This is a genomic window from Geobacillus sp. Sah69, assembly GCF_001414205.1.
Lineage (GTDB): Bacteria > Bacillota > Bacilli > Bacillales > Anoxybacillaceae > Geobacillus > Geobacillus stearothermophilus.
Window position 1 is genome coordinate 1 of record NZ_LLKS01000050.1, and the last position, 20,149, is coordinate 20,149.

Consider the following 20,149-nt stretch of genomic DNA (forward strand, 5'->3'; position numbering starts at 1 on the left):
GGTAAGAAGAGGGAGCCTGGCAGCGAGGGCAGGTCAACGAATCCGGAACACGGTGTTTCGCATTCGCGCGGCGCTGGATGGGCCGTAAAGGACGTCCGTGCTGGGCTTCATAGTCTGCCAACAGCTTCCGGTAATCAAGGGTTTCCGGCACATCGATGATCGGAAGGTCATCGACCTGAAGTTTCCGGTACGGCTTTTGGATGGGTTCGTCCAAGTCCTCGAGATTCAAGGATTTTCCCACGATCACACCCATCAAATACACAATGATTTGATATTGGGTCTTGATTATTTCGAGCAAATAGGCTAATAATTGAGGTAACAAAGCTTGTCACTCCTTTGTTTTGGCTGTTGGGTGTCGTTACCTCAATGATGGCCGAAAACAACGGGGGTGGCAAGCTTTTTTTCGTTCAACCGTTGAAACTCAAGGGAAAACCGTGAGTGTGGAGGATACACTTTTGACAATACCATAAACAAGTGAGGAGGGGGAGCCATGAACATCATCATTACCAAAAAAGCGTTTGATTGGTACAAGCAGGAGCTCGGGCTGAAGCCGGGCGATGCGATCCGCTTTTTCGCCCGCTACGGGGGATTCAGCACCGTGCAAAAAGGGTTTTCGCTTGGCATGGAGAAAGACGAGCCGGCAGGAGAGCCAGCGGCGCAGACAACGGTTGACGGCGTGACGTTTTTTGTCGAAGACAGCGACCAATGGTATTTTGACGGCCGCGATTTGACGGTTGATTTGGACGAAAAAAGCGGCGAACCGGTGTTTTTGCTTCATTAACCAGCGAAAAAAGCTAGCCGTGACGCTAGCTTTTTCGAATAATGGCGATCGTGCAGCGGGAGATGCAGACGAGCTCCCCTTGTTCGTCCGTAATGCGCACATCCCAAACCATCGTCGTCCGGCCGCGGTGCAACACCGTCCCTGTCGCCGTCACCGTCCCGCGGCGAACGGCGCGGACGTGATTGGCGTTGATTTCCAATCCAACGACGTTTTCCGTGTTGGGGTCCACAAGCGCGTACGCGCCGATGCTGGCGACCGTCTCGGCCAAGGCAACCGACGCTCCGCCGTGCAACAGCCCGGCCGGCTGATGCGTGCGATGGTCGACCGGCATCGTCGCCACGACGCGCCCTTCGCCAAGCTCGATGATATCGATGCCGAGCGTCTCGATTAACGTATGTTTCGCCATTTCTTTTACAACAGCCAAATCGATCATGACTCCTTCTTCCCCCGTTTCGTGAATCGTTCCAGCTCATGAAGCCGGCCTTCTTGCCGCAAAATGCGCACCTGCGTCTCCCCAAGCAAATCGAAATGCGGAAACTCACCGCGCCGGTCGATCCACTCTTCCTTCAGCCCGTATTGCCTCCCCCAGGCGGCAAGTTTTTCGACATCGGCGCAGCCGACTTTCGTCACCGTCGTGCAGTGCGGAAACCGTTCATCATGCCAATAATGGGTCAAAAAGGCGATTTCGCCGCGCTTCACTTTTTCTTTCCATGCCGCGAGCTCGTGGCGGCGAATGCCAAACGCCATCGCACCGCTCCCCTTTATCGTTTCGCCCGCTCATACGCTTCATGCCACTCGGGAAAATATTTGCGGATGACGATCGGCCGAAACGTATCGCGCTTGACGCAAACGTGCTGCGATTTGCCGGTCACGGCCACCTCGCCGTCCGGGGCAACAATTTCGTAGCCGTATGTGACGCGGATGCCGTCGTAAGCGTCAATCCATGTGCGGACGGTCGCCGTTTCCCCATAACGAAGCGGCTTTTTATACGACACTTGCAAATCGACAACAGGCGAAATGATGCCTTCTTTCTCCATGTCGGCATAATGAAAGCCAAGCTGTTTGATCAATTCCGTACGCCCGACTTCCATCCAAACTAAATAGTTCGCGTGGTAGACGATGCCCATTTGGTCTGTTTCCGCATAACGCACTTCAATTTGTTTTTCTGCCACTTTCATGTTCGTTCTCCCTCCATTTTTTGCCGGGCTTCTCCTTTATGTTACCATTTGTCCGTCCGGCCGCTCAAGCGGCAACCCAAAAAACAAAGCCGCCCGCATCGGGGCAGCTTTGTCATAATTGGTAGCCGTGCTCCCGTGCAGCGGCTTCGTCTTTAATTTCCGCGCGCATGGCCGCGATCGCTTCTTCGCGGCGGCGGTTTTTCTCGCGAATTTTCTCCCGCTCTTCCGAGGAAGAAAACTGCATCGTTTCTTCGGCTTTTTCAATATTTTCAATGGTGTTTTGCACCATCTCTTGCAGCTTCTCAGCATTGTCGCTGCGGTCATCCGGTTTCGGACGCGGCATATAGGCTTCCTCCTTTACAATATTTTCCAGCTACTCACCCTTCGTTTGGATGACTTGAGCATGCTGGCCGGATTGATCTTGCATTTGTTTGCCTTTGTTTCCTCCAGCGGCGCGAGGCTGTGTTCCGATATGGTTGGGAACAAAATGTTTGTGGCTTCCTTTCGGATTGCTCATTGTCTTCGCCTCCTCGCCATCTAGTCTGTCCGCCCGGAGGACCGCTATGCATGGGTCATTCTGCTTTCTTGAGCATCCGCTCTTCCAGCTTTTTCTCGATTTTCTCGAGCGCTTCCCGATCGCTCAACAATTGCCGTTTGTTCTCGCTGATCAGTTCTTGGAGAGTCATTTTGCGGGATCGTCTCATCGCTATCAACCTCCCCTCATTTATATTGTAATCTTATTCATGCCCAAAAAAGATAAAAATTATGACAACTTTTCAAAAAATAATGAACCATGAAAAAAAGCGCCTTCCGTCAAAACTGTTCGGTCAACGAAAGAGCGCTGTCTTCTTTTCGAGTTGCGCGGCGGTCACCGGGCCGATGATTTTTTGCCGGATGACGCCGTTTGGGTCGATGATATACGTCGTCGGAATCGTCTGGATTCGGTATCGGTGAAGCGCCTCGCCGCGCACATCCAAGGCGACGGGCAACGTCAGTTTTTTGTCTTTCGCAAATCGCTCCGCATTATCGAGCGTATCTTGCGTCGTCAAATGGACGGCAAGCAACATGACTTCGCGGCCGTGCTGCTTGTAAAACGCCTCAAGCTCCGGCATTTCCTTTTTGCACGGCGGACACCACGACGTCCAAAAGTTGAGGACAACCGCTTTGCCGCGCAAATCAGACAGCCGGACGGCTTTGCCGCCAAGCGTCGGCAGCGTCAAATCAGGGGCCGTCTGGCCGATGCCCGGGCCACTTTCTATTTCGTCTGTTTCCTGTTCGTTCCCGGCAGCCATCGCATTCCAAAGACCATAGCCGGCAACGGCCAAAAACAATAGGACGACGAACCATTTCCGCACGCATTTCCCTCCCTGCCGGCCGGCGCCCTTTCTTCCATCCAGCGCCCTCCGCCGCTCTGCCCATCATTATAGCACATACGTTTGTGTTTGCCAACGTTGACGTCTAAGGACGAAAAAACGAGGGACGAGCCCTCGTCATTAACGGATGTTTTTATGGTCGTTTTTCAGTTTCTCGGCTTCCACCTCGGCGTACGAAGCAAACTCGCTCGTCCATTCATTGAAGCCGTTTTTCTTTTTGGCGTTGTTGTTTCGTTGGGCATTGGCATTGCCAAGTTTGGTCCGGCCCATGCACTCGCCTCCTTTTTGTTTCAACGGTTCACACATAGTATGCGCTGCCGGAGAAAAACGATGCGCGAAACAATTTCGAAACTAGGCGTCCGAGGACGGGTGGTCCGTTTCAACCGGATGATCGGGATAGGAAATCCAGTCGCTGAAGCTGCCGACGTACAGCCGAACGTTGTGATAACCAGCTTCGTGGAGCGCCAACACGTTCGGGCAGGCGGTGACGCCGGAACCACAGTAAACGATCAACGGCTGCCCACGGTCAAAATCGGCAAACCGAGCCGCCTGCTCGACAGCGCTTTTCCAGTAGCCTCCTTCCGTCACCCCGTCTTTCCAAAATCGGTGCACCGCCCCGGGAATGCGGCCGGCCCGGCGGTCGATCGGCTCCTCCAACCCGGCATACCGCTTCCACTCGCGGGAATCAATGAGCATCGCTGCACGGTCGCGAACGGCGGCTCGCACATCCTCGACCGTTGCGAGCCATGATCGGTCCGGACGCGGCTGAAACCGCCGCGGCGGCACAGCTGAAATGGCGCACGTCACCGGATTTCCTTTTCGTTCCCATTCGCTGTAGTTGCCATCCAACACGTATGCGCGCGCATGGCCGAAATACCGGAGCAGCCACCAACAGCGCGCGGCCATGGCCCCGTTTTGGTCATCGTAGGCGATGACCGTCGTCGTGTCGTCAATGCCGGCCCGGCTAAACACATCCGCCGCTTGGGCGGCTGATGGAAGCGGATGGCGGCCTCCGTGCTCTCCGACCGGGCCCGACAAGTCGCGCTCTAAGTCCATATACACCGCTCCGGGAATATGGTCTTCCCGGTAAAGAGACGCCCCTTTAGCCGGATCGCCAAGCCAAAACCGGCAATCAACAATGCGGATGGTTTCATCGGACAAATGCGCCAACAGCCATTCGTAGGAAACGAGAGACGCCATTGTTTCTCCCCCCTCTTTCGTTTTCATCAGCCCGGCCTGCTTACAGGCCGGCAGCCGGGCAGCCAATGCCAACGCTTTGGCTGTGTGCGTTACTTCTCTTCAAGCCGGCGCACGTAGTCGCGCACCATCTCTGGCGTTACATAGCGGCGCGCCGGCACGAGGCCGCCGGCGGCCAGCTCGTTCATTTGTTTCGTCACTTCATTGATCGCCTCGACCGTAAACGGCTCACCGCGGCGGCACCGTTCAACCGCCTCATCGATGCGCCGCTCGCGCTCGAGCTCAAGGGCGGCAAACCGCTTTAAGATGGCGTGCTGTTTGTTGATATGGGCGGTGATGGCGTGATGTACTTCGCTCAATGGGATTCTTCCTTTCCTTCTTCTTTTTCCATCAAACGCCGGACGTTCGGTTTTGGCGTCCAGCAGTTGAACCGATAGTTTGGCTTCGTCTCATAGCCGAGCCGGCGGCAATACGTGTACAGCCCGTCGGCTCGCTTTTCTATACGGTAGTGGATGCATGTAGCGCAAGCGTGAAACCGGTTCATCAACGCGCCTCCCCGACGCGGCCCGAAAGAAGGCCGCGAAGCGCCGCTTCGATGCGGGCGAGCGCCTCATGATCCGCCGCTTCGGCGAGCGCGGCAAGCAAGCCCTCCATATAGCTGTCGACTTGTTCCGCGAGAGCGGCCGAAAGTGCGGCGACGGCAGCCTTGTATTGTTCTGCGTACGTCGCCACAAGCCGCTCTTTTTGCTCAGCCAAATAGGCGTCGATCGGCTCGACAAGCGCCGCCTCAATTTCCTCTTTCATCCGCCGCTTTTCGTCGCGCTCAAAAAACGATTTGGCGTTTTTATACAGCGAAAGCGCCTTGGTAAACCGCACCCGGTCTACATCCCCAAGGGCGTTGGCAAACTCCGGCGCCGAAAAGGCAAACGGCTCAGGCGGCGTGAGCGCGAGCGCATCATCGAAACGACGAAGCTCATGGAATAGGCGCGAGAACTGCTCGGCCAGCTGTTTGTGCAAAAACGACTCAACACGCAAGCTCGTCGCCCGCAGCTCTTGGGCCAAATCAAAGCCAACCGATGCGAGCAACTCGTCGAGGCAACGCTCGAGCGCCCGACGCGCCGGGCCTTGGTCGTCGCGGAGCACCGCCGGGTTGAACGCCTCCTTAAACACATCGTTGAGGCGGAAAAAGACGCGCTGCTTGACGTAATAGAGCAATTCGTCGACTTCCTGGCGAAGCGCCTGCCGGCCGTAGGCATCATCAATGCCAGCAAGCACGGCGTGCATCTTCGTTTTCACCGCCTCAAGCGCCTGCCGTTTCTCCGCTTTTTCCGCTTCGCTTTGCCCTGCGGCGCGCGCGAATTCCTCTGCCGCCCGCCGCGCCCGCTCAAGCTCGGCATATGCGCTCTCGCCGGCGACTTCCGCCAGTTCTTCCGTTAAGAAGCGGAAGAAGTCGGTTTCAAAGGCAGACAAGCCGGAGTCCGCCAAGACGCCGCGCGGACCGGGCTCGGCCCCCGTTTTTTCCGCCAGCGCCAAGCGGCTTGAGAGCGCATAAAGGCGTGGGAAGCGGATGCCGAAGCGGGCGAGCTCTCCGTTCATATAGGAAATGACAGCCTCAAGCTCCTCTTTCGACTGGGCCAAATCAGCCGCATTGATGATGAAAAACATTTTATCAAGCGAAAACGCATCTTTGACGCGCCCGAGCTGCAGCAAAAACTCCCGGTCTGCCTTCGAGAACGCGTGGTTGTAATACGTGACAAACAGCAGCGCATCGGCGTGCTTCATATAATGGAACGCCACCCCGGTATGGCGGGCGTTTAATGAATCGACGCCCGGCGTATCGACAAGCGTCACCCCTTGGCGGGTGAGCGGGCAATCGGCATACAACACGACTTCATCAAGGAAACACGACACCGCCTCATCGGCGACATATGCCTCAAGCTCCGCAAATCCGATCGACAGCCTCGTCCCGAACCGGTTTTTCATCCGCTCATATCCGGCGGCGGCAGCCGCCAAAAAGGCGAGATGCGGCTTTTGCGCCGGACGCTCAGCCCCGGATTCGGCAAGGCGGGCGCAATGGCGGAGCGCTTCATCCCACGACTTCGCCTCGCAGCCGAACTGGCGAAGCGAGGCTTGCACATTAGCCCATATTTGCGCCTCGTCCTTCACTTTGACAACCGCCGTTCCGTGCGGATGCTCCCGGTCGGGCGGAGCGATTTTGCTGATGGCGGCCGTCGTCGGGTTGGGCGACGATGGCAGAAGTGGGGCGCCGAGCAAGGCGTTGGCCAGCGACGATTTTCCGGCGCTGAAGGCGCCGAACAACGCGACCGTAAAGGCCCGCTCGCGAAGCCGGCGCGCCTTGTCACGCAACGGGCCGACGAACCGGCGCAACAAATCGGTCCGCTCGAGCCAGGCGGCCGCCTCCTTGAGCCGATCAGCCGCCTCATCGCTCCGTTGCTTTCCACTCGCCGCCAAAGCGCGCCGCCCGTCCGCGCTCTCTTCTGCCGCTCCTTCCACCGCTTCCCGACTGAGCGCTTGCTCTTGGGCGGCGGGATGATTCACAGCCGGTTCCGTTGTTGCTGGCCGCTCTGCCGCTTGCGCATGGCGCACTTTCTGGAAATGAGGCGGCGCCATCAGCGCAGCGAGGCGCTCTTCATCGAGCACAACCTCATCGCCCGAAGCGGCAATCAACCGCTCGAGCGCGCGTTGGCGCTCCTCCTCTTCCGCTTTCAAGCCGGCAAGGCGGGCGATGAGCTCCGCTTTTTCGCGTGCTGCCGAAAGCCGGCCTTCTAGCGCTTTCGCTTGAGCAGCCGCCCGCTCGGCAATTTGCGCCGCGAGCCCGGCAAACAAGGCGAGCGCCGCGTCGCGGTATCGTTTTTTCAGCGCCATCGCCACCTCATCCGTATAGTTTAATAGCGCCGCACCGCTTGCTTCCGCCCCCTGCTTGACAAGGCTTGAAAGCAGCGTCTGATCCCAATCCGCCGTCCATTGCTGGCACTGGCCGAGCCAGGCGCCGTCGGCGTGCCACTCGTTCCCGAACCGGAGAAGAAGCTGGCGGACATGCCACTCGATTTGCGCCGCCGCCTGCGCTTTGACGCTTTCGTAAAACGCCTCAAGCCGCCGCTCGCGTTCTTGCTCCGTTTTGGTCTTTGCAAACAGCAGGCCCACTTTGAAATTCGGCTGCATCGCCTGCAAGTACGCTTCCGCCCGCTCCCTCGTCTCAAACGGCATTAAATAGGCATTTTGCAGCACGCGGTCAAGCTCAGCGCGAAACGCTTCCTCCGCCCGCACCCGCGCCGTTTGCCAATCAGCAAGCTCAGCTTCCAAGCGCCCGAGCTCCTGCATGGCCTCGGCTTCACTGCCAGCCCCGCCAAGCGCCTCGAGGCGCGCTTTAAACTCCTGCTCAAGCAGCTCATGCCGCGCACGAAGCTGTTCAAGATGGCGGGTGGCAATCCGCCTCAATCCCGCTTCTGCGCCGCGAAGAAGCCATTCGTCTTCGTCAGCAACCAAGCGGCGCAAACAAGCCGTCAACTCCTGCCACTCATTCTCTGGATGGGCCGGGTCTTTTAATGATAGGAAAAACAAGCGGGCCGCTTCGACCCCCCAACGCCGGAACGCCTCGGCCGCCGAAGCGCGAAACGCCGCAAACGGCAGTTCGTCCTCGCGATGTTTGTCGATTTGGTTCACCACTAAATACACGATTTTTCCTTCATCTGTTAATTGTTTCGTAAATTGAAAGTTTAGCTCCGCCTGTACATGGTTGTAATCCATGACATAAAAGACGACGTCCGCCAAATGAAGCGCCGACTCGGTGGCCAGCCGGTGGGCGTCATCGGTCGAATCGATGCCCGGCGTGTCCAAGATGGCCACTCCCGGGGGGATGGCGCCCGTTTCGCGGCTGATTTCGATCCACTCAATCGTCTCCCCGTCCCGGCATTGGGCGCGGATCAGCTCCGGATCGTACGGCGGCTCATATTCAACCGGCGGATCATCATGATAAAAGACGCGCACGCAATCCAGACCGGCTTTCACTTTCACAAGATTGGCACTCGTCGGAATCGGACTCGACGGCAGCAGCGGCTCGCCGAGCAACGCGTTGATCAAACTTGATTTTCCGGCGGAAAAATGGCCGCAAAAGGCGATGACCAGCTCGCCGGCTGCCGTTTTTTCGATCAGCTGCTTCACTTTATCGGCATTTTCGTTGTCGCCGGCTTGCTGAAGCCGGTCGTGCATATTTGTCATTTTCGCCAGCCACGGCCGCAATGGCGGCCGCTCGATCACAATATTCCCATGACCAAAACCCCTTTGTTTCCGTCAATGTCATTTACATTCATTTTACTGTATTTCGCCCCGTTTCCCAATAGGAGAACAAAAAAATCCCGCCGGTTCGTTCAGCGGGATGAATGTTTTTCCCCGGCCCGCAGCCGGCGAGCCATTGGCGTCAATGGGACCGTTTCACAGCCGGCTGTCTTTGTTTTGCTTGCGCACTGCCGGAAACGCACGCCCGTTCTCCCCGCAGCGGCGGCACGAAGCGCGGCCGCAGCCTCAGGAACAGCTGATGGATTTCTATGAAAGCGATCAATACGATTATGAAATTTTTTGTTCCTGCAACGGCAGTGCAGCCGATTTTCTCGCCTTGCCGAAATGGAAGACGGCATTTAAAAGGATGGCGGTGAGGCCGCCGGCAACGATGCCGCTGTCCGTCAAAATGCGCAGGCCCGCCGGAAGCTCAGCAAACAAGTTCGGCACCGCCGTCACCCCAAGCCCTATGCCGACCGAGCAAGCAATGATCAGCAAGTTTTCTTGCACAGCCAAATCGACTTGGCTTAACATTTTCACGCCGTAGGCGATGACCGTGCCAAACATGGCGAGCATGGCCCCGCCTAAAACCGGCACCGGGATGATTGTCGCCACGGCGGCGATTTTCGGCACAAATCCAAGCAGGACAAGAAATGCCGCGGCAGCGTAAATGACATTGCGCGTTTTCACGCCCGATAGCTGAACAAGTCCGACGTTTTGCGAATACGTCGTATACGGAAATGCGTTCAACAGCCCGCCGATGATGATGGCCAATCCTTCAGCGCGGTAGCCGCCCGCCAAATCGTTATCGGTTAGCCAGCGGCGGCAAATGTCCGACAAAGCAAAGTAAACGCCGGTCGATTCGACAAGGCTGACGATCGCGACGAGCACCATGGTGAAAACAGCAGACCCATGAAACGTCGGGGCGCCAAAGTAAAACAACGTCGGCCAGTGAAGCCATGACGCTTCCGCAACCGGCGTCCAGTCCACTTTTCCCATCATGGCCGCGGCAAACGTTCCGGCTGCCATGCCAAGCAAAACAGAGATCGAGCGGATGAATCCTGTAAAACAACGATACAGCAAGATAATCAGCGCCAGGACGCCAAATGACAGCGCCAAGTTGGCCGGATCGCCGAAGTCTTTTGCCCCTTGCCCGCCGGCCATGTTGTTCACCGCCGCTGGGATGAGCGTCAAGCCAATAATGGTCACGACCGAGCCGGTGACAACTGGCGGAAACAACGTCCGCAACTTGCCGAAATACGGACTGATGAGCACCACAACCGCTCCGGCGCAAAGGATCGCCCCATACACTGCCGGCATCCCGTACTGTCCGCCAATAGCGATCATCGTCCCGACTGCCGTAAATGTGCAGCCAAGCATAACCGGCAAGCCGATGCCAAACCACTTGTTTTTCCACGCTTGCAAAAACGTCGCAATGCCGCACGTCAATAAGTCAATGGCCACTAAATACGTCAGCTGTTCGCTCGTCAAATGCAACGCCCCGCCGACGATAAGCGGAACGACGATCGCCCCGGCGTACATCGCCAATACGTGTTGGATGCCGAGTGATCCAACTTGCCACCATTTCATCTTCATTGACTCATCACCTCGTCAGCAAATTGAATGACACCACCATCAAGCGACGCGATGCAGGCGAGCGATACGACGCGGAAGCCGCGCGCACGAAGCAATCGCCCGCCGTCTTGAAACGCCTTTTCAATGACGATGCCGATGCCGGCGACAACCGCGCCGGCTTGTTGGACAATCTCCGTCATTCCAAGCGCTGCCTGGCCGTTGGCTAAAAAGTCATCGATAATGAGCACCCGGTCACCGCTGTTAAGCAACGAACGGGAAACAACGATCTCGTTCGTCTCCTGCTTCGTAAACGAATATACTTCCGCGCGGTATACATCGTCGGCCATCGTCACTGGCCGCCGCTTGCGGGCAACGACAAGCGGGATGCCAAGTTCATACGCGGCCATGATGGCCGGGCTGATGCCCGATGACTCAAGCGTCAACACTTTCGTCGGCCGCTCGCCGCAAAACCGGCCGGCAAACGCTTCACCGATCCGCTTCATCAGCTGTGGGTCGACCTGATGGTTCAAAAAGCGATCGACTTTCAGCACCCCGCCGGCCAGCACCTCTCCTTCAGCGGCAATTTTTTCGAGCAATTCGCGCATGCCAATCCCCTCCAAAATAAAAAAGCTTAAAAAACACCGGCCTCACTCATTCCATGAGTCAGGCAATGTCTTTTAAGCCAAGGCAAAAGGAAGGCGCAAGACGGCCATGGCCGCCCCCCTTGACATTACCACTCATAGTCAGCCGATTTACGGTCGGCTGGTAGAGACTCGCAAGCCGTATTCTTGCGATTATATGAGTGAGTCAGCGTGATTCAGTTACTAGCAGTATACCATGGAAAGCGGCGGATGAGAAGCGGTTTTTTAATAAAAAAAACGAACATTAAATAAAAAAATAATTAATCATTCGTTTTTACTCTCCTTTGCCGTCAGCTATCTTCGTTCCGGTTCTGTCCGGGACAAAACCGTTGCCGCTGTCCCTCATCAGACGGATCCGCCGCCTTTTTCCTTCCCGCCCTTTTCCTACATTGTTCACCATCGTCACCATTTGTTCAAACTTCTTGTGTTGTTTTTGTGAGAAAAGTCACTGTTGCGGCCGTTTTGTACGGTTATGATAGTGTCAAAGCAGGGAAACTCGCGCTTGGAGCACCTGCCTGTCAACGTTATGGGGGATGAATCCAAAACGCACGAGGAGGGATGAAAGGATGGCCAAACCAGAGCGGACAAAACCGACGGCAATGGCCCGGCAAACAAAAAAGGAAAAAGAGCCGGCGCTCAGCGGCACGCTGTCGTCCGTGTTTTTGCTCGGCTTTTTCATCATTTTCGCCTGGGTCAGCGTCTACTTTTTATTTTTACACCGCCTGTAAGCGGCAAGGGAGGGACTTGAGATGCACATTCATAAGTATGAAAAAATTTGGCTGACGTTCGGCATCGGTTGTTTGATCGTCTTTTTGACGGTCGTCGGCGTGAGCGCTTTCGCCGCCGGACAGCAGCCGCCAAGCTGTCTGACGACGATCGATCCGGAAAAAGTGGACACCACCCCGCCGTTTGATCATCCGGGGCTTGTGAAAAAAGGAGATGACGAATACGAACTGAACATCGTCGTGGCCGCGTTTTCCTTTACGCCAAATGCCATTGAAATTCCAAAAGGAGCGAAAGTGACGATCAACGTCACCTCAAAAGATGTCATTCACGGGTTTGAAATTCCCGGAACGAACATCAATATGATGGTCGAACCCGGCTATGTCAACAGCTTGACAACGACGTTTGACAAACCGGGCGAGTATACGATTCTTTGCAATGAATATTGCGGCGCCGGCCACCATATGATGACGGCGCGCATTAAGGTGGTGGAGTGAGATGGTGAACTCGTTGGAAAAAGTCGATCGCCGCGACGCCAAACTGGCGCTGGCACATTTGTTTGTCGCCTTTACCGCCCTGGCGCTCGGGGGATTCGCCGGTTTGTTGCAAACACTCGTCCGTTCCGGCAAGTTTGAGCTGCCGGCTGGGATCAGCTATTACACGATTTTGACGACGCACGGCGTCTTGCTTGGGCTTGTGCTGACGACGTTTTTCATTATCGGCTTTCAGTTCGCTGCGGTCAGCCGCACGACCGGAGCGCTCTCGGACGGTTCGCGCCGGCTCGGCTGGATCGGTTTTTGGATGATGACGGCAGGGACGGCCTGCACAGCCTTCTTCATCCTAACCGGCCAAGCATCTGTCTTATATACGTTTTACGCGCCGCTTCAGGCGCACGCTGGCTTTTACATCGGCTTGGCGCTCGTCGTCGTCGGCAGCTGGGTGAGCGGGTTTGGAATGTTTGCCCATTACGCGCGCTGGCGGAAGGCGCACCGCGGCCAGGCGAGCCCACTGTTGGCGTTTATGTCTGTCACGAATATGGTATTATGGCTCATCTGCACGCTTGGCGTAGCCGCCACCGTCGTCTTTCAGCTCATTCCGTGGTCGCTTGGGCTCACGGATCGGGTGAACGTGCTCTTGAGCCGGACGCTGTTTTGGTATTTCGGGCATCCGCTCGTCTACTTCTGGCTATTGCCGGCGTATATGGTTTGGTACGCTGTCATCCCGAAAGTGATCGGCGGCAAAATGTTCTCCGATTCGCTCGCGCGGCTGGCGTTTATCTTGTTTTTACTGTTTTCGATTCCAGTCGGCTTTCACCATCAATTGCTGGAGCCAGGGATTTCGCCGTTTTGGAAGTACGTGCAAGTCGTCTTGACGTTTATGGTCATCATTCCGTCGCTCATGACCGCGTTTGCCATGTTTGCGACGTTTGAATCGTACGGCCGCTCGCAGGGGGCAACCGGCCTGTTCGGCTGGTGGCGGAAATTGCCGTGGGGCGACGCCCGCTTTTTCGCGCCGTTTGTCGGGATGCTGTTTTTCATTCCGGCCGGCACGGGTGGAATCATCAATGCTTCGCACCAGCTCAACCAAGTCGTTCATAACACGATTTGGGTGACCGGCCACTTCCATTTGACCGTTGCCACGACGGTTGTGTTAACGTTTTTTGGCGCATCGTATTGGCTCATCCCGCATTTGACCGGCCGGGTGATGACGAAAGCGATGAACCGGCTTGCCATCATCCAAACGATCGTATGGGCGGTCGGGATGACATTTATGTCCGGCTCGATGCACTTTGCCGGCTTGCTCGGGGCGCCACGGCGCTCAGCGTTCTCCACATACGGCAACTCGCCGCAAGCGCTTGAATGGATTCCGTACCAAATCGCCCAGGCGGTCGGCGGCACCATTTTGTTCATCGGCATCATTTTGATTCTTGTCATCGTCATTAACCTAGCGTTTTTCGCTCCGAAAGGCGAAACCGAATTCCCGGTCGCCGAAGCGGCCGCCCCGCAGGAACGGGCGGCGTTGGCGCTCGAAAACTGGAAGCTGTGGATCGGCCTCGTTGTGGCGCTCATTGTCATCGCCTATACGGTGCCGCTCATTGACATCATTCAAAATGCTCCGCCAGGGTCGAAAGGATACAAATTATGGTAAGCAAATCCCCCTCTTCCAAACCGGAGAGGGGGATTTGCTTTATAGACAATAAATCGCTTTATATTTTTCTTCTAAATAACGGATCAAGTGTTCGGCGTTGAGCGGCTCACCGGTGGCATCGCGCACAAGGTCGAGCGGCTTTTTCGTTTTTCCGAATCGATGAATGCGCTCGGTCAGCCATTCACGAATCGGCGCGATGTTCCCTTCTTCAAGCAACGCCGCCATGTCGAGTTCTTTTTCGAGCGCCTGTTTGAATTGCGCCGCGTACATATAGCCGAGCGCATACGACGGAAAATAGCCGAAGCTGCCGCCCGACCAATGGACGTCCTGCAACACGCCGACCGCATCGTTGTACGGGCGGATGCCAAGATATTGCTCATATTTCTCATTCCATACGTCCGGCAAGTCCGCCGCTTCGATATCGCCGGCAAACAGCTGCTTTTCGATTTCGTAGCGGATGATAATGTGAAGCGGATACGTCAGTTCATCGGCTTCAATCCGGATCAGCGACGGCTTCGCCTCATTGATCGCCCGGTAAAACGCATCCAGCGAAACGCCGGCAAACTGCGATGGCGCGTATTGCGAAAGACGTGAATAATGCCGCTTCCAAAATGAATAGTGGCGGCCGACCATATTTTCGAAAAACAGTGACTGCGACTCGTGAATGCCCATCGATGCCCCACCGCAAAGCGGCGTGCCGACAAGCGTTTCGGAAATATGTTGTTCATACAGGGCATGGCCGCACTCATGAATCGTCCCGAAGATGGCGGTGCGAAAATCGCGTTCGTCGTAGCGCGTCGTAATGCGCACATCGTTTGGGTTCAACCCGATCGCAAACGGATGAACCGTCTCATCAAGCCGCCCTTTGCCAAAGTCATAGCCGAGTTCCGGAAGCAGCTCCAAAAGAAACGCCCGTTGCCGTTCTTTCGGAAACGCAGCAAACAAAAACGACGTATCCGGCTTATTTGGGGCGGCGGCAACGGCTTGTACAAGCGGAACGATGCGTTCACGCAGCCGGCCGAACAGCTGATCGAGCAGCTCGACCGTCATGCCCGGCTCATATTGATCAAGCAGCGTGTTGTACGGATGCCCTTCATATCCCCAGTACTCGATAAAACGGCGCTGAAACTCGATGATTCGCTCCAAGTACGGGCGAAAACGGGAAAAATCAGCGGTTGCTTTCGCCTCTTCCCAGACGCTTTCCGCTTTGGAGCGAAGCACTACATACTCCTTGTATTCGGCAACGGGAATTTTTTTATTGCGCTCATATTCTTTTTTGCACTCATCGAGCGTGCGCTGCGTCACTTCACCAAGCTGTTCATACACCCCTTTGGCTGACAGTTTGGCGATAAACGCCGCCATCTCTTCGGATATCGACATTTGGAACGCTTCCGCCGACAGCATGCCGATCACTTCCGAGCGCTGTCCGACTCCTTTCTTCGGAGCCCCGGTCCGCAAATCCCAATACATGAGGCCGATCGCCTCATGGTATCCCATCATTTTTTTGACATATTCCAAAAATTGTTCTTCCATTCGCTTCATCGAGCCCCATCCTCCCACTGTTTTTGTTGGCCGTATCATCATTTCCATAACAAGTGGGCATTTTCCTGCTGACACATCGGGAAATATCCGCTTCGGCTGCAAAAAGAAAAAGGGAAGAACTTATTCTTCCCTCACCGCTGTCGGCAGCACCTCTTTGACCGCTTGGATGACTTGCGCATCGTCGCGGTCAGTGACAAAAATGGAGACGATGCCGCGATCGTCGCGGGTGCGGATGAGCCGTCCGACCCCTTGACGGAGGCGGAGCAGCATGTACGGCACATCAACGCTCCAAAACGGATCGCGGTATGCCTTCCGTTTCGCCTGAAACACCGGATCGTTCGGCGGATACGGAAGCGACCAAATGATGACGTTTGACAATGACGGCCCCGGGATGTCAAGCCCTTCCCATAAATGTTCCGAACAAAGCACGGTCTCCTCATTGCGCTGAAACTCGGCGACCAAATCGCTGATTTCACGGTCTCCCTCAAACAAGAACGAAAACGGTTCATCGGCCGCTTCTTCTTTAAATTGGAGCAGCTCTTCGCGCGTCGGGAACAAGATGAGCGCCCGGCCGCCGGTTTCGCGCAATTTTTCGAGCGCATAGCGATATTTTTCCGCAAACAGCGTCTCGCCGGCGCGGAACGTCGGCATATAAATTGTCATTTGCTCATCGTAATCAAACGGCGATGGCACGCTGAACGACAAATAGTCATCAATGCCCAAGCTTTGGGCAATATAGGCAAACGATTTTCCGCTCGACAGCGTCGCCGATGAAAAGATAAACGGCATTCGTTTGCTGAACACTTTTTCGCGCAGCACTTCCTGCACGGTGCGCGGCATGACGACCAAAGTCGCCTCTTGGCGCGATGACTCAAGCCATGTGATCGCATCGGCGTTCGTCAAAAACAAGTCGAGCGAATATTGAATTTGATCCAAATATTCGTCCACGATGTTCAGCTGATAATGGTCGATCGTATACGTCTCGCTTTCAAACACAAGCTCATTGCCGATTTCAACGATTTGCCTGTGCAGCTGCTTCGCCCATTGCTGCAGGGCGGGCGACGGCGAAATTTCTTTCCGGTTCGATCCGGGAACGTCTTTCGCGCACGCTTTCAATTCCGCAAAAAAGCGCGCGCTCGTCTCCAACGTCTCCTCAATTAAATAAGCGAGCTGTTCACGGATGTCGTTTTCGAGCAGCCTTGTCAGCAGCATCTCAAGCGTCGTCTCTTTCATCCGGTACGTCAGCGCCTTTTGCGCGGCAAACTCAAGCAAATGCCCCTCATCGAACACGATGCAGCTCGCCTCCGGCAACAGCGGCAGCTGGCCTTCCCGCTTGCGCGCCTCATACGTCCAGACGTGTTCCATATAAAAATCGTGCGAACAGACGATCAAATCCGTCGCTTTTCGATAATAATCGCGCCAAAGCGTCTGGCCGCAGCGGTGCCGCTTTTCACATGTAAAACAATCCTGAAACGGGTCCCAGGCGATTTTTTTCCACTGCTCATCACTCAAATGGGCGTATTCCTTCCGGTCGCCATAGCGGTAAAACGACTGCATCGGTTTATTATCGTGGACGAATGCCGGAAGCTCATCAAAAATTCGCTCGTATAATTCGATATCCTCGTCATCATATGTCGTGACTTCTTCGAGCTTATTTAAACATAAATATTGATCCGGCGATTTGGCCAGCCGGACGTCGATATGCAGTCCAAGCACATCGGACAATTTGGCGATATCCCCTTCTTTTTTGACGAGCTGCTCGATCAATGTCTCATCCGCGCAGGCGATGATGGCCGGCTTGCCAGTGTAGCGGGCGTAACAAATCGCATACAGCAAATAGACGATCGTTTTTCCCGTGCCGACCCCGGCTTCGGCAAACATCACCTTTTTCTCGCGAAACGCGCGCTCGAGCTGGAACGCCATATAAATTTGCTCATCGCGCAGCTCAAACCCGGCCTCTGGCAAAATATCGTAAAAAACATCGCCGATCCATTGGCTGAGCTTGTCAAAGAAGTTTTCGTTTTTTTCTACTGTAAATGGATAACGATCATGGCTCATCGCCGCCACCCCTCCAAATTGGCATAAACTCCCCCGGCATCATCATGCATAAGCGCGCAACAAGTTTGTTGCGCGCTTATTCTCAATAACAAGACAATATTATGATGGATCGCCGCCGAGAAGTCAACTTCTAGCCTTCACGCGGCGGCCGCGGCCCCCAATATTGGTAGTAATGCGTTTCGATAAAGCCGTTAAACAGCTTGCGCCGTTTGGTTGCCGGTCGGCCGTAATGCGTTTCAAAGCCGCGGTGGGCGGTTAAGATATAGACCGACCACGTATCCAAAGAGGCGTAGGCGCGGCCGATGGCGCGATAGAGCGCTTCCACTTCCCGGCGTTCGCCAAGCCGCTCCCCATACGGCGGATTGCCGACAATCACTCCGTACCGCTTGTCCGTCCGAAACTGCTCCGCCCGCCCGACTCGAAACGACAATAAATCGGCAAGCCCTGCTTCCGCCGCGTTCGCCTTGGCGGTTTCCACCATGTGCGGATCGATGTCCATCCCGATAATATCCAAAGGCTGGTCATAGCGGGCCAGCGCTTCTGCTTCTTCGCGCGCGCGCTCCCACACTTGTTTCCCGATCCACGGCCATTGTTCGGAAACAAAGTCGCGGTTGAATCCAGGGGCAATGTTTTGGCCGATGAGCGCTGCCTCAATGGCGATCGTGCCCGAGCCGCAAAACGGGTCAACAAACGGGCGGTCCGGCGTCCAGTTGGTCAGCAGCACCAAGGCGGCGGCGAGCGTCTCTCTGAGCGGCGCTTCCCCTTGGCGGAGACGATAGCCGCGCTTGTGCAGCCCGGCGCCGCTCGCATCGATCGTCAAGGTGGCGATGTCCTTATGGAGCGCCACTTCGATGCGGTAGAGCGCCCCTGTTTCAGGAAACCACGACAGCCGATAGCGCTCCTTTAGGCTTTCAACAACCGCTTTTTTGACGATGGCTTGGCAATCGGAGACGCTGAACAACGTTGATTTCACTGATTTTCCAATAACAGGGAAAGAAGCATCTTTCGGCAAATAATCAGCCCATGGCAGCGCCTTCGTCTGCTCAAACAACTCTTCAAACGTCGTCGCCCGAAACTCGCCGATTTTGAGCTTCACACGGTCGGCAGTGCGCAGCCAAAGATTGGCGCGACAAATCGCAGCCGCATCACCTTCAAACATCACCTTGCCGTTTTCCACTTGGCATTCGTAGCCAAGCCGGCGCACTTCATCCGCCACAACCGCTTCGAGCCCCATCGCGGCCGTGGCAATGATTGAAAATCGCTCCATCCGCTTCCCCCTATTCTGGCAGACAATATGTATTTCATCTCCAAGTATAACCATCCTGCAAAACAACCGATACAAGAAAAGCCCTCCTTCATGCAGGAGGGCTTTTCATGATGCCATCACCACGTTAATCATGCTCTATAAGCCATGTTCTGTACCTTCGTACTGCAAGCGGCTTTGCGCCTCGTACTCCGGCGGTAATCATCTATCTACAGGCTGCATGCGCCGCCTGTCCTTCCCTCCGTTCATTTCCTTCGGGAAGGTGCCCCTACCATCATTTGGGTTTCTCGCTCGTGGGGTTTACCGCGTTCCACCTCTAAGGTTTCCCTTAGAGCTCCGTCACTGTGGCACTTTCAGGGTAATCGAACCATATCCCGAGCCGGGACGTAGGTTCTTTCCCCGCCGTCAGCCCAGCCGAAGCCAGGCTGCCCTAGCTTATGGATTCGCTAGGCACGAACACTACGGGCATCTCAGCACCGTGCGAGCATGGACTTTCCTCTACGGCCGAAACCGGCCGCAGCGATTACCCGAGCATGATTAACGCTGCGAGCATTTTACAGTATAATCGATTTTTCACATAAGAGCAAGAGAAAAAAATTGGAATTTGTCTACATCGCCTACTCGTACAGCTTCCGACCGAACACATGTTTCTCTAAATTGGACAGGCGCTGCAAAATATCGTAGTTTGTCGTCCCGGCCGATACCGACGGCCGCTTTTGCAGCTCCTCGACTTGCCGCTTCAGGCGGGCGTTTTCTTGTTGCAGCTCTTCAATTTCCTGCTGAAACGCTTCGTAATCTTTGATGATCATATCTAAAAACTGGTCCACTTCGTCTTGATTGTACCCCCGCATGCTCACCTTAAATTCCTTTTCTAAAATGTCTTTCGGCGTTAGTTTTACGCGATTGGCTGACATGGCTTTCACCTCAATCCGCTTTCAACTCTTTTCTTTATTTTTTCAGAAATCGGTCCGGTTGTCAATTGACGTTTTCTTTAGAGTCAGTCAAGACTTTGTGGAGAACATTTTTTCGGTTCACTACGGGTGTTGTCAATCACTAGTTAGCGAACCATTTTCAGGAATTGATATCGTAAGCGCTTTCGGACTCTCATCCCTCATCTTGAAGTGATGATATTGTATTCCATTTTTTTACACCCAACCAAAATCCCGAAGCGCCGACAACGCTTGATGGATCGGCGTCCCGGATGACCGCTGCAGACACGGTAGATTCTGACGCACCACATCTGCCCACAACCGTCCTGCCTTCCGTTTGGCCTGTTCAACCCGCTTGGACTTCGTCGAGGCCGAGGCTGCCGTTCGGGTCTCTTCTTCCTCCACCAACTGCCCATTTCTCCGCCAAATCCCGTCGATTCGGGC

The 20,149-nt window shown here is 55.3% G+C and carries 22 protein-coding genes, 1 other RNA gene, 2 pseudogenes and 1 riboswitch; of the genes and pseudogenes, 4 read left to right on the forward strand and 21 right to left on the reverse strand.

The window, feature by feature from the left end:
- Window positions 1-322: pseudogene (locus AP057_RS12070) on the reverse strand (transposase); the annotation flags it as partial.
- Between the two features lie 168 nt (window positions 323-490).
- Between AP057_RS12070 and AP057_RS12075 the strand changes: the two are divergent.
- Complete coding sequence (locus AP057_RS12075; protein WP_055358852.1) at window positions 491-781, forward strand: HesB/YadR/YfhF family protein; 291 nt, start codon at window positions 491-493, stop codon at window positions 779-781.
- 25 nt (window positions 782-806) lie between these two features.
- On the opposite strand, the gene AP057_RS12080 is transcribed toward AP057_RS12075, so the two are convergent.
- The 14 genes from AP057_RS12080 to AP057_RS12135 all read right to left on the reverse strand — a co-directional run bounded on the left by AP057_RS12080 (window position 807) and on the right by AP057_RS12135 (window position 11,005).
- Window positions 807-1,214 carry a hotdog fold thioesterase gene (locus tag AP057_RS12080; RefSeq protein ID WP_055358853.1) on the reverse strand — a complete coding sequence of 136 codons (408 nt, stop codon included), beginning with the start codon at window positions 1,212-1,214 and terminating at the stop codon, window positions 807-809.
- On the reverse strand, window positions 1,211-1,528 hold the full coding sequence (locus AP057_RS12085) for a hypothetical protein (RefSeq protein ID WP_055358854.1): 318 nt from the start codon (window positions 1,526-1,528) through the stop codon (window positions 1,211-1,213). Before AP057_RS12085 ends, AP057_RS12080 begins: the two co-directional genes overlap by 4 nt.
- Window positions 1,529-1,542: 14 nt before the next feature.
- A complete protein-coding gene (locus AP057_RS12090) occupies window positions 1,543-1,959 on the reverse strand; it encodes a thioesterase family protein (RefSeq protein WP_055358855.1) in 417 nt (138 codons plus the stop codon).
- A 112-nt stretch (window positions 1,960-2,071) separates the two neighbouring features.
- Window positions 2,072-2,302: a small acid-soluble spore protein Tlp gene (gene tlp, locus AP057_RS12095; protein ID WP_055358856.1), complete on the reverse strand. Its 231-nt coding sequence runs from the start codon at window positions 2,300-2,302 to the stop codon at window positions 2,072-2,074.
- A 30-nt stretch (window positions 2,303-2,332) separates the two neighbouring features.
- The gene (locus AP057_RS12100; RefSeq protein WP_055358857.1) at window positions 2,333-2,476 is read right to left on the reverse strand and encodes an acid-soluble spore protein N; all 144 of its coding nucleotides are present in this window, start codon (window positions 2,474-2,476) and stop codon (window positions 2,333-2,335) included.
- 55 nt (window positions 2,477-2,531) lie between these two features.
- Complete coding sequence (locus tag AP057_RS16490) at window positions 2,532-2,663, reverse strand: FbpB family small basic protein (RefSeq protein WP_080706519.1); 132 nt, start codon at window positions 2,661-2,663, stop codon at window positions 2,532-2,534.
- A 123-nt stretch (window positions 2,664-2,786) separates the two neighbouring features.
- Window positions 2,787-3,314, reverse strand: a complete 528-nt coding sequence (locus tag AP057_RS12105) for a TlpA disulfide reductase family protein (protein ID WP_020753890.1) — start codon at window positions 3,312-3,314, stop codon at window positions 2,787-2,789.
- Between the two features lie 138 nt (window positions 3,315-3,452).
- Window positions 3,453-3,602: a hypothetical protein gene (locus tag AP057_RS17570; protein WP_015374731.1), complete on the reverse strand. Its 150-nt coding sequence runs from the start codon at window positions 3,600-3,602 to the stop codon at window positions 3,453-3,455.
- A gap of 81 nt (window positions 3,603-3,683) precedes the next feature.
- Window positions 3,684-4,532: a sulfurtransferase gene (locus tag AP057_RS12110; RefSeq protein WP_055358865.1), complete on the reverse strand. Its 849-nt coding sequence runs from the start codon at window positions 4,530-4,532 to the stop codon at window positions 3,684-3,686.
- Between the two features lie 89 nt (window positions 4,533-4,621).
- Complete coding sequence (locus AP057_RS12115) at window positions 4,622-4,888, reverse strand: YpbS family protein (RefSeq protein WP_049625395.1); 267 nt, start codon at window positions 4,886-4,888, stop codon at window positions 4,622-4,624.
- Window positions 4,885-5,073, reverse strand: coding sequence for a hypothetical protein (locus AP057_RS12120; protein WP_055358858.1), 189 nt, complete (start codon window positions 5,071-5,073; stop codon window positions 4,885-4,887). The genes AP057_RS12115 and AP057_RS12120 overlap by 4 nt, the downstream gene beginning before the upstream one ends.
- Window positions 5,073-8,768, reverse strand: a complete 3,696-nt coding sequence (locus tag AP057_RS12125) for a dynamin family protein (protein ID WP_055358866.1) — start codon at window positions 8,766-8,768, stop codon at window positions 5,073-5,075. The genes AP057_RS12120 and AP057_RS12125 overlap by 1 nt, the downstream gene beginning before the upstream one ends.
- 345 nt (window positions 8,769-9,113) lie before the next feature.
- A complete protein-coding gene (locus tag AP057_RS12130) occupies window positions 9,114-10,421 on the reverse strand; it encodes a nucleobase:cation symporter-2 family protein (protein ID WP_055358859.1) in 1,308 nt (435 codons plus the stop codon).
- Entirely contained in the window at window positions 10,418-11,005 is a 588-nt protein-coding gene (locus tag AP057_RS12135; RefSeq protein WP_055358860.1) for a xanthine phosphoribosyltransferase, read from the reverse strand. Before AP057_RS12135 ends, AP057_RS12130 begins: the two co-directional genes overlap by 4 nt.
- 115 nt (window positions 11,006-11,120) lie before the next feature.
- Window positions 11,121-11,222: riboswitch (purine riboswitch) on the reverse strand.
- A gap of 418 nt (window positions 11,223-11,640) precedes the next feature.
- On the opposite strand from AP057_RS12135, the gene AP057_RS12140 reads away from it, so the two are divergent.
- Genes AP057_RS12140 through AP057_RS12150 form a run of 3 tightly spaced genes read left to right on the forward strand, consistent with a single transcriptional unit; the run spans window position 11,641 to window position 13,912 of the window.
- Window positions 11,641-11,769: a cytochrome c oxidase subunit 2A gene (locus tag AP057_RS12140; protein WP_369813962.1), complete on the forward strand. Its 129-nt coding sequence runs from the start codon at window positions 11,641-11,643 to the stop codon at window positions 11,767-11,769.
- Between the two features lie 21 nt (window positions 11,770-11,790).
- Complete coding sequence (locus tag AP057_RS12145) at window positions 11,791-12,261, forward strand: cytochrome c oxidase subunit II (protein ID WP_033015318.1); 471 nt, start codon at window positions 11,791-11,793, stop codon at window positions 12,259-12,261.
- Window position 12,262: 1 nt separating this feature from the next.
- Window positions 12,263-13,912, forward strand: a complete 1,650-nt coding sequence (locus AP057_RS12150) for a b(o/a)3-type cytochrome-c oxidase subunit 1 (RefSeq protein ID WP_055358862.1) — start codon at window positions 12,263-12,265, stop codon at window positions 13,910-13,912.
- Between the two features lie 39 nt (window positions 13,913-13,951).
- Here the strand turns inward: AP057_RS12150 and AP057_RS12155 are convergent, their stop codons facing one another.
- From AP057_RS12155 to AP057_RS16500, 6 genes and pseudogenes are all read right to left on the reverse strand, one after another.
- Entirely contained in the window at window positions 13,952-15,454 is a 1,503-nt protein-coding gene (locus tag AP057_RS12155) for a carboxypeptidase M32 (protein WP_055358863.1), read from the reverse strand.
- 120 nt (window positions 15,455-15,574) lie between these two features.
- Complete coding sequence (locus AP057_RS12160) at window positions 15,575-17,512, reverse strand: ATP-dependent DNA helicase (RefSeq protein ID WP_055358864.1); 1,938 nt, start codon at window positions 17,510-17,512, stop codon at window positions 15,575-15,577.
- A gap of 130 nt (window positions 17,513-17,642) precedes the next feature.
- A complete protein-coding gene (locus tag AP057_RS12165; protein ID WP_033009237.1) occupies window positions 17,643-18,779 on the reverse strand; it encodes a class I SAM-dependent RNA methyltransferase in 1,137 nt (378 codons plus the stop codon).
- Window positions 18,780-18,912: 133 nt separating this feature from the next.
- Window positions 18,913-19,311: RNase P RNA component class B (rnpB, locus tag AP057_RS16495), an RNA gene on the reverse strand.
- Between the two features lie 82 nt (window positions 19,312-19,393).
- Window positions 19,394-19,690 carry a cell division regulator GpsB gene (gene gpsB / locus AP057_RS12170; RefSeq protein WP_033009238.1) on the reverse strand — a complete coding sequence of 99 codons (297 nt, stop codon included), beginning with the start codon at window positions 19,688-19,690 and terminating at the stop codon, window positions 19,394-19,396.
- Window positions 19,691-19,921: 231 nt separating this feature from the next.
- Window positions 19,922-20,149, reverse strand: a pseudogene (locus AP057_RS16500) (UPF0236 family protein); the annotation flags it as partial.

What these genes read in the sequence shown, in the direction of transcription:
- AP057_RS12165 (WP_033009237.1), bottom strand. Translation starts at nt 18,779, where the DNA reads ATGGAGCGATTTTCAATCATTGCCACGGCCGCGATGGGGCTCGAAGCG.
- AP057_RS12160 (WP_055358864.1), bottom strand. Translation starts at nt 17,512, where the DNA reads ATGAGCCATGATCGTTATCCATTTACAGTAGAAAAAAACGAAAACTTC.
- tlp (WP_055358856.1), bottom strand. Translation starts at nt 2,302, where the DNA reads ATGCCGCGTCCGAAACCGGATGACCGCAGCGACAATGCTGAGAAGCTG.
- AP057_RS16490 (WP_080706519.1), bottom strand. Translation starts at nt 2,663, where the DNA reads ATGAGACGATCCCGCAAAATGACTCTCCAAGAACTGATCAGCGAGAAC.
- AP057_RS17570 (WP_015374731.1), bottom strand. Translation starts at nt 3,602, where the DNA reads ATGGGCCGGACCAAACTTGGCAATGCCAATGCCCAACGAAACAACAAC.
- AP057_RS12135 (WP_055358860.1), bottom strand. Translation starts at nt 11,005, where the DNA reads ATGCGCGAATTGCTCGAAAAAATTGCCGCTGAAGGAGAGGTGCTGGCC.
- AP057_RS12075 (WP_055358852.1), top strand. Translation starts at nt 491, where the DNA reads ATGAACATCATCATTACCAAAAAAGCGTTTGATTGGTACAAGCAGGAG.
- AP057_RS12100 (WP_055358857.1), bottom strand. Translation starts at nt 2,476, where the DNA reads ATGAGCAATCCGAAAGGAAGCCACAAACATTTTGTTCCCAACCATATC.
- AP057_RS12080 (WP_055358853.1), bottom strand. Translation starts at nt 1,214, where the DNA reads ATGATCGATTTGGCTGTTGTAAAAGAAATGGCGAAACATACGTTAATC.
- AP057_RS12145 (WP_033015318.1), top strand. Translation starts at nt 11,791, where the DNA reads ATGCACATTCATAAGTATGAAAAAATTTGGCTGACGTTCGGCATCGGT.
- AP057_RS12120 (WP_055358858.1), bottom strand. Translation starts at nt 5,073, where the DNA reads ATGAACCGGTTTCACGCTTGCGCTACATGCATCCACTACCGTATAGAA.
- AP057_RS12125 (WP_055358866.1), bottom strand. Translation starts at nt 8,768, where the DNA reads ATGACAAATATGCACGACCGGCTTCAGCAAGCCGGCGACAACGAAAAT.
- AP057_RS12110 (WP_055358865.1), bottom strand. Translation starts at nt 4,532, where the DNA reads ATGGCGTCTCTCGTTTCCTACGAATGGCTGTTGGCGCATTTGTCCGAT.
- gpsB (WP_033009238.1), bottom strand. Translation starts at nt 19,690, where the DNA reads ATGTCAGCCAATCGCGTAAAACTAACGCCGAAAGACATTTTAGAAAAG.
- AP057_RS12140 (WP_369813962.1), top strand. Translation starts at nt 11,641, where the DNA reads ATGGCCCGGCAAACAAAAAAGGAAAAAGAGCCGGCGCTCAGCGGCACG.
- AP057_RS12150 (WP_055358862.1), top strand. Translation starts at nt 12,263, where the DNA reads ATGGTGAACTCGTTGGAAAAAGTCGATCGCCGCGACGCCAAACTGGCG.
- AP057_RS12090 (WP_055358855.1), bottom strand. Translation starts at nt 1,959, where the DNA reads ATGAAAGTGGCAGAAAAACAAATTGAAGTGCGTTATGCGGAAACAGAC.
- AP057_RS12085 (WP_055358854.1), bottom strand. Translation starts at nt 1,528, where the DNA reads ATGGCGTTTGGCATTCGCCGCCACGAGCTCGCGGCATGGAAAGAAAAA.
- AP057_RS12130 (WP_055358859.1), bottom strand. Translation starts at nt 10,421, where the DNA reads ATGAAGATGAAATGGTGGCAAGTTGGATCACTCGGCATCCAACACGTA.
- AP057_RS12155 (WP_055358863.1), bottom strand. Translation starts at nt 15,454, where the DNA reads ATGAAGCGAATGGAAGAACAATTTTTGGAATATGTCAAAAAAATGATG.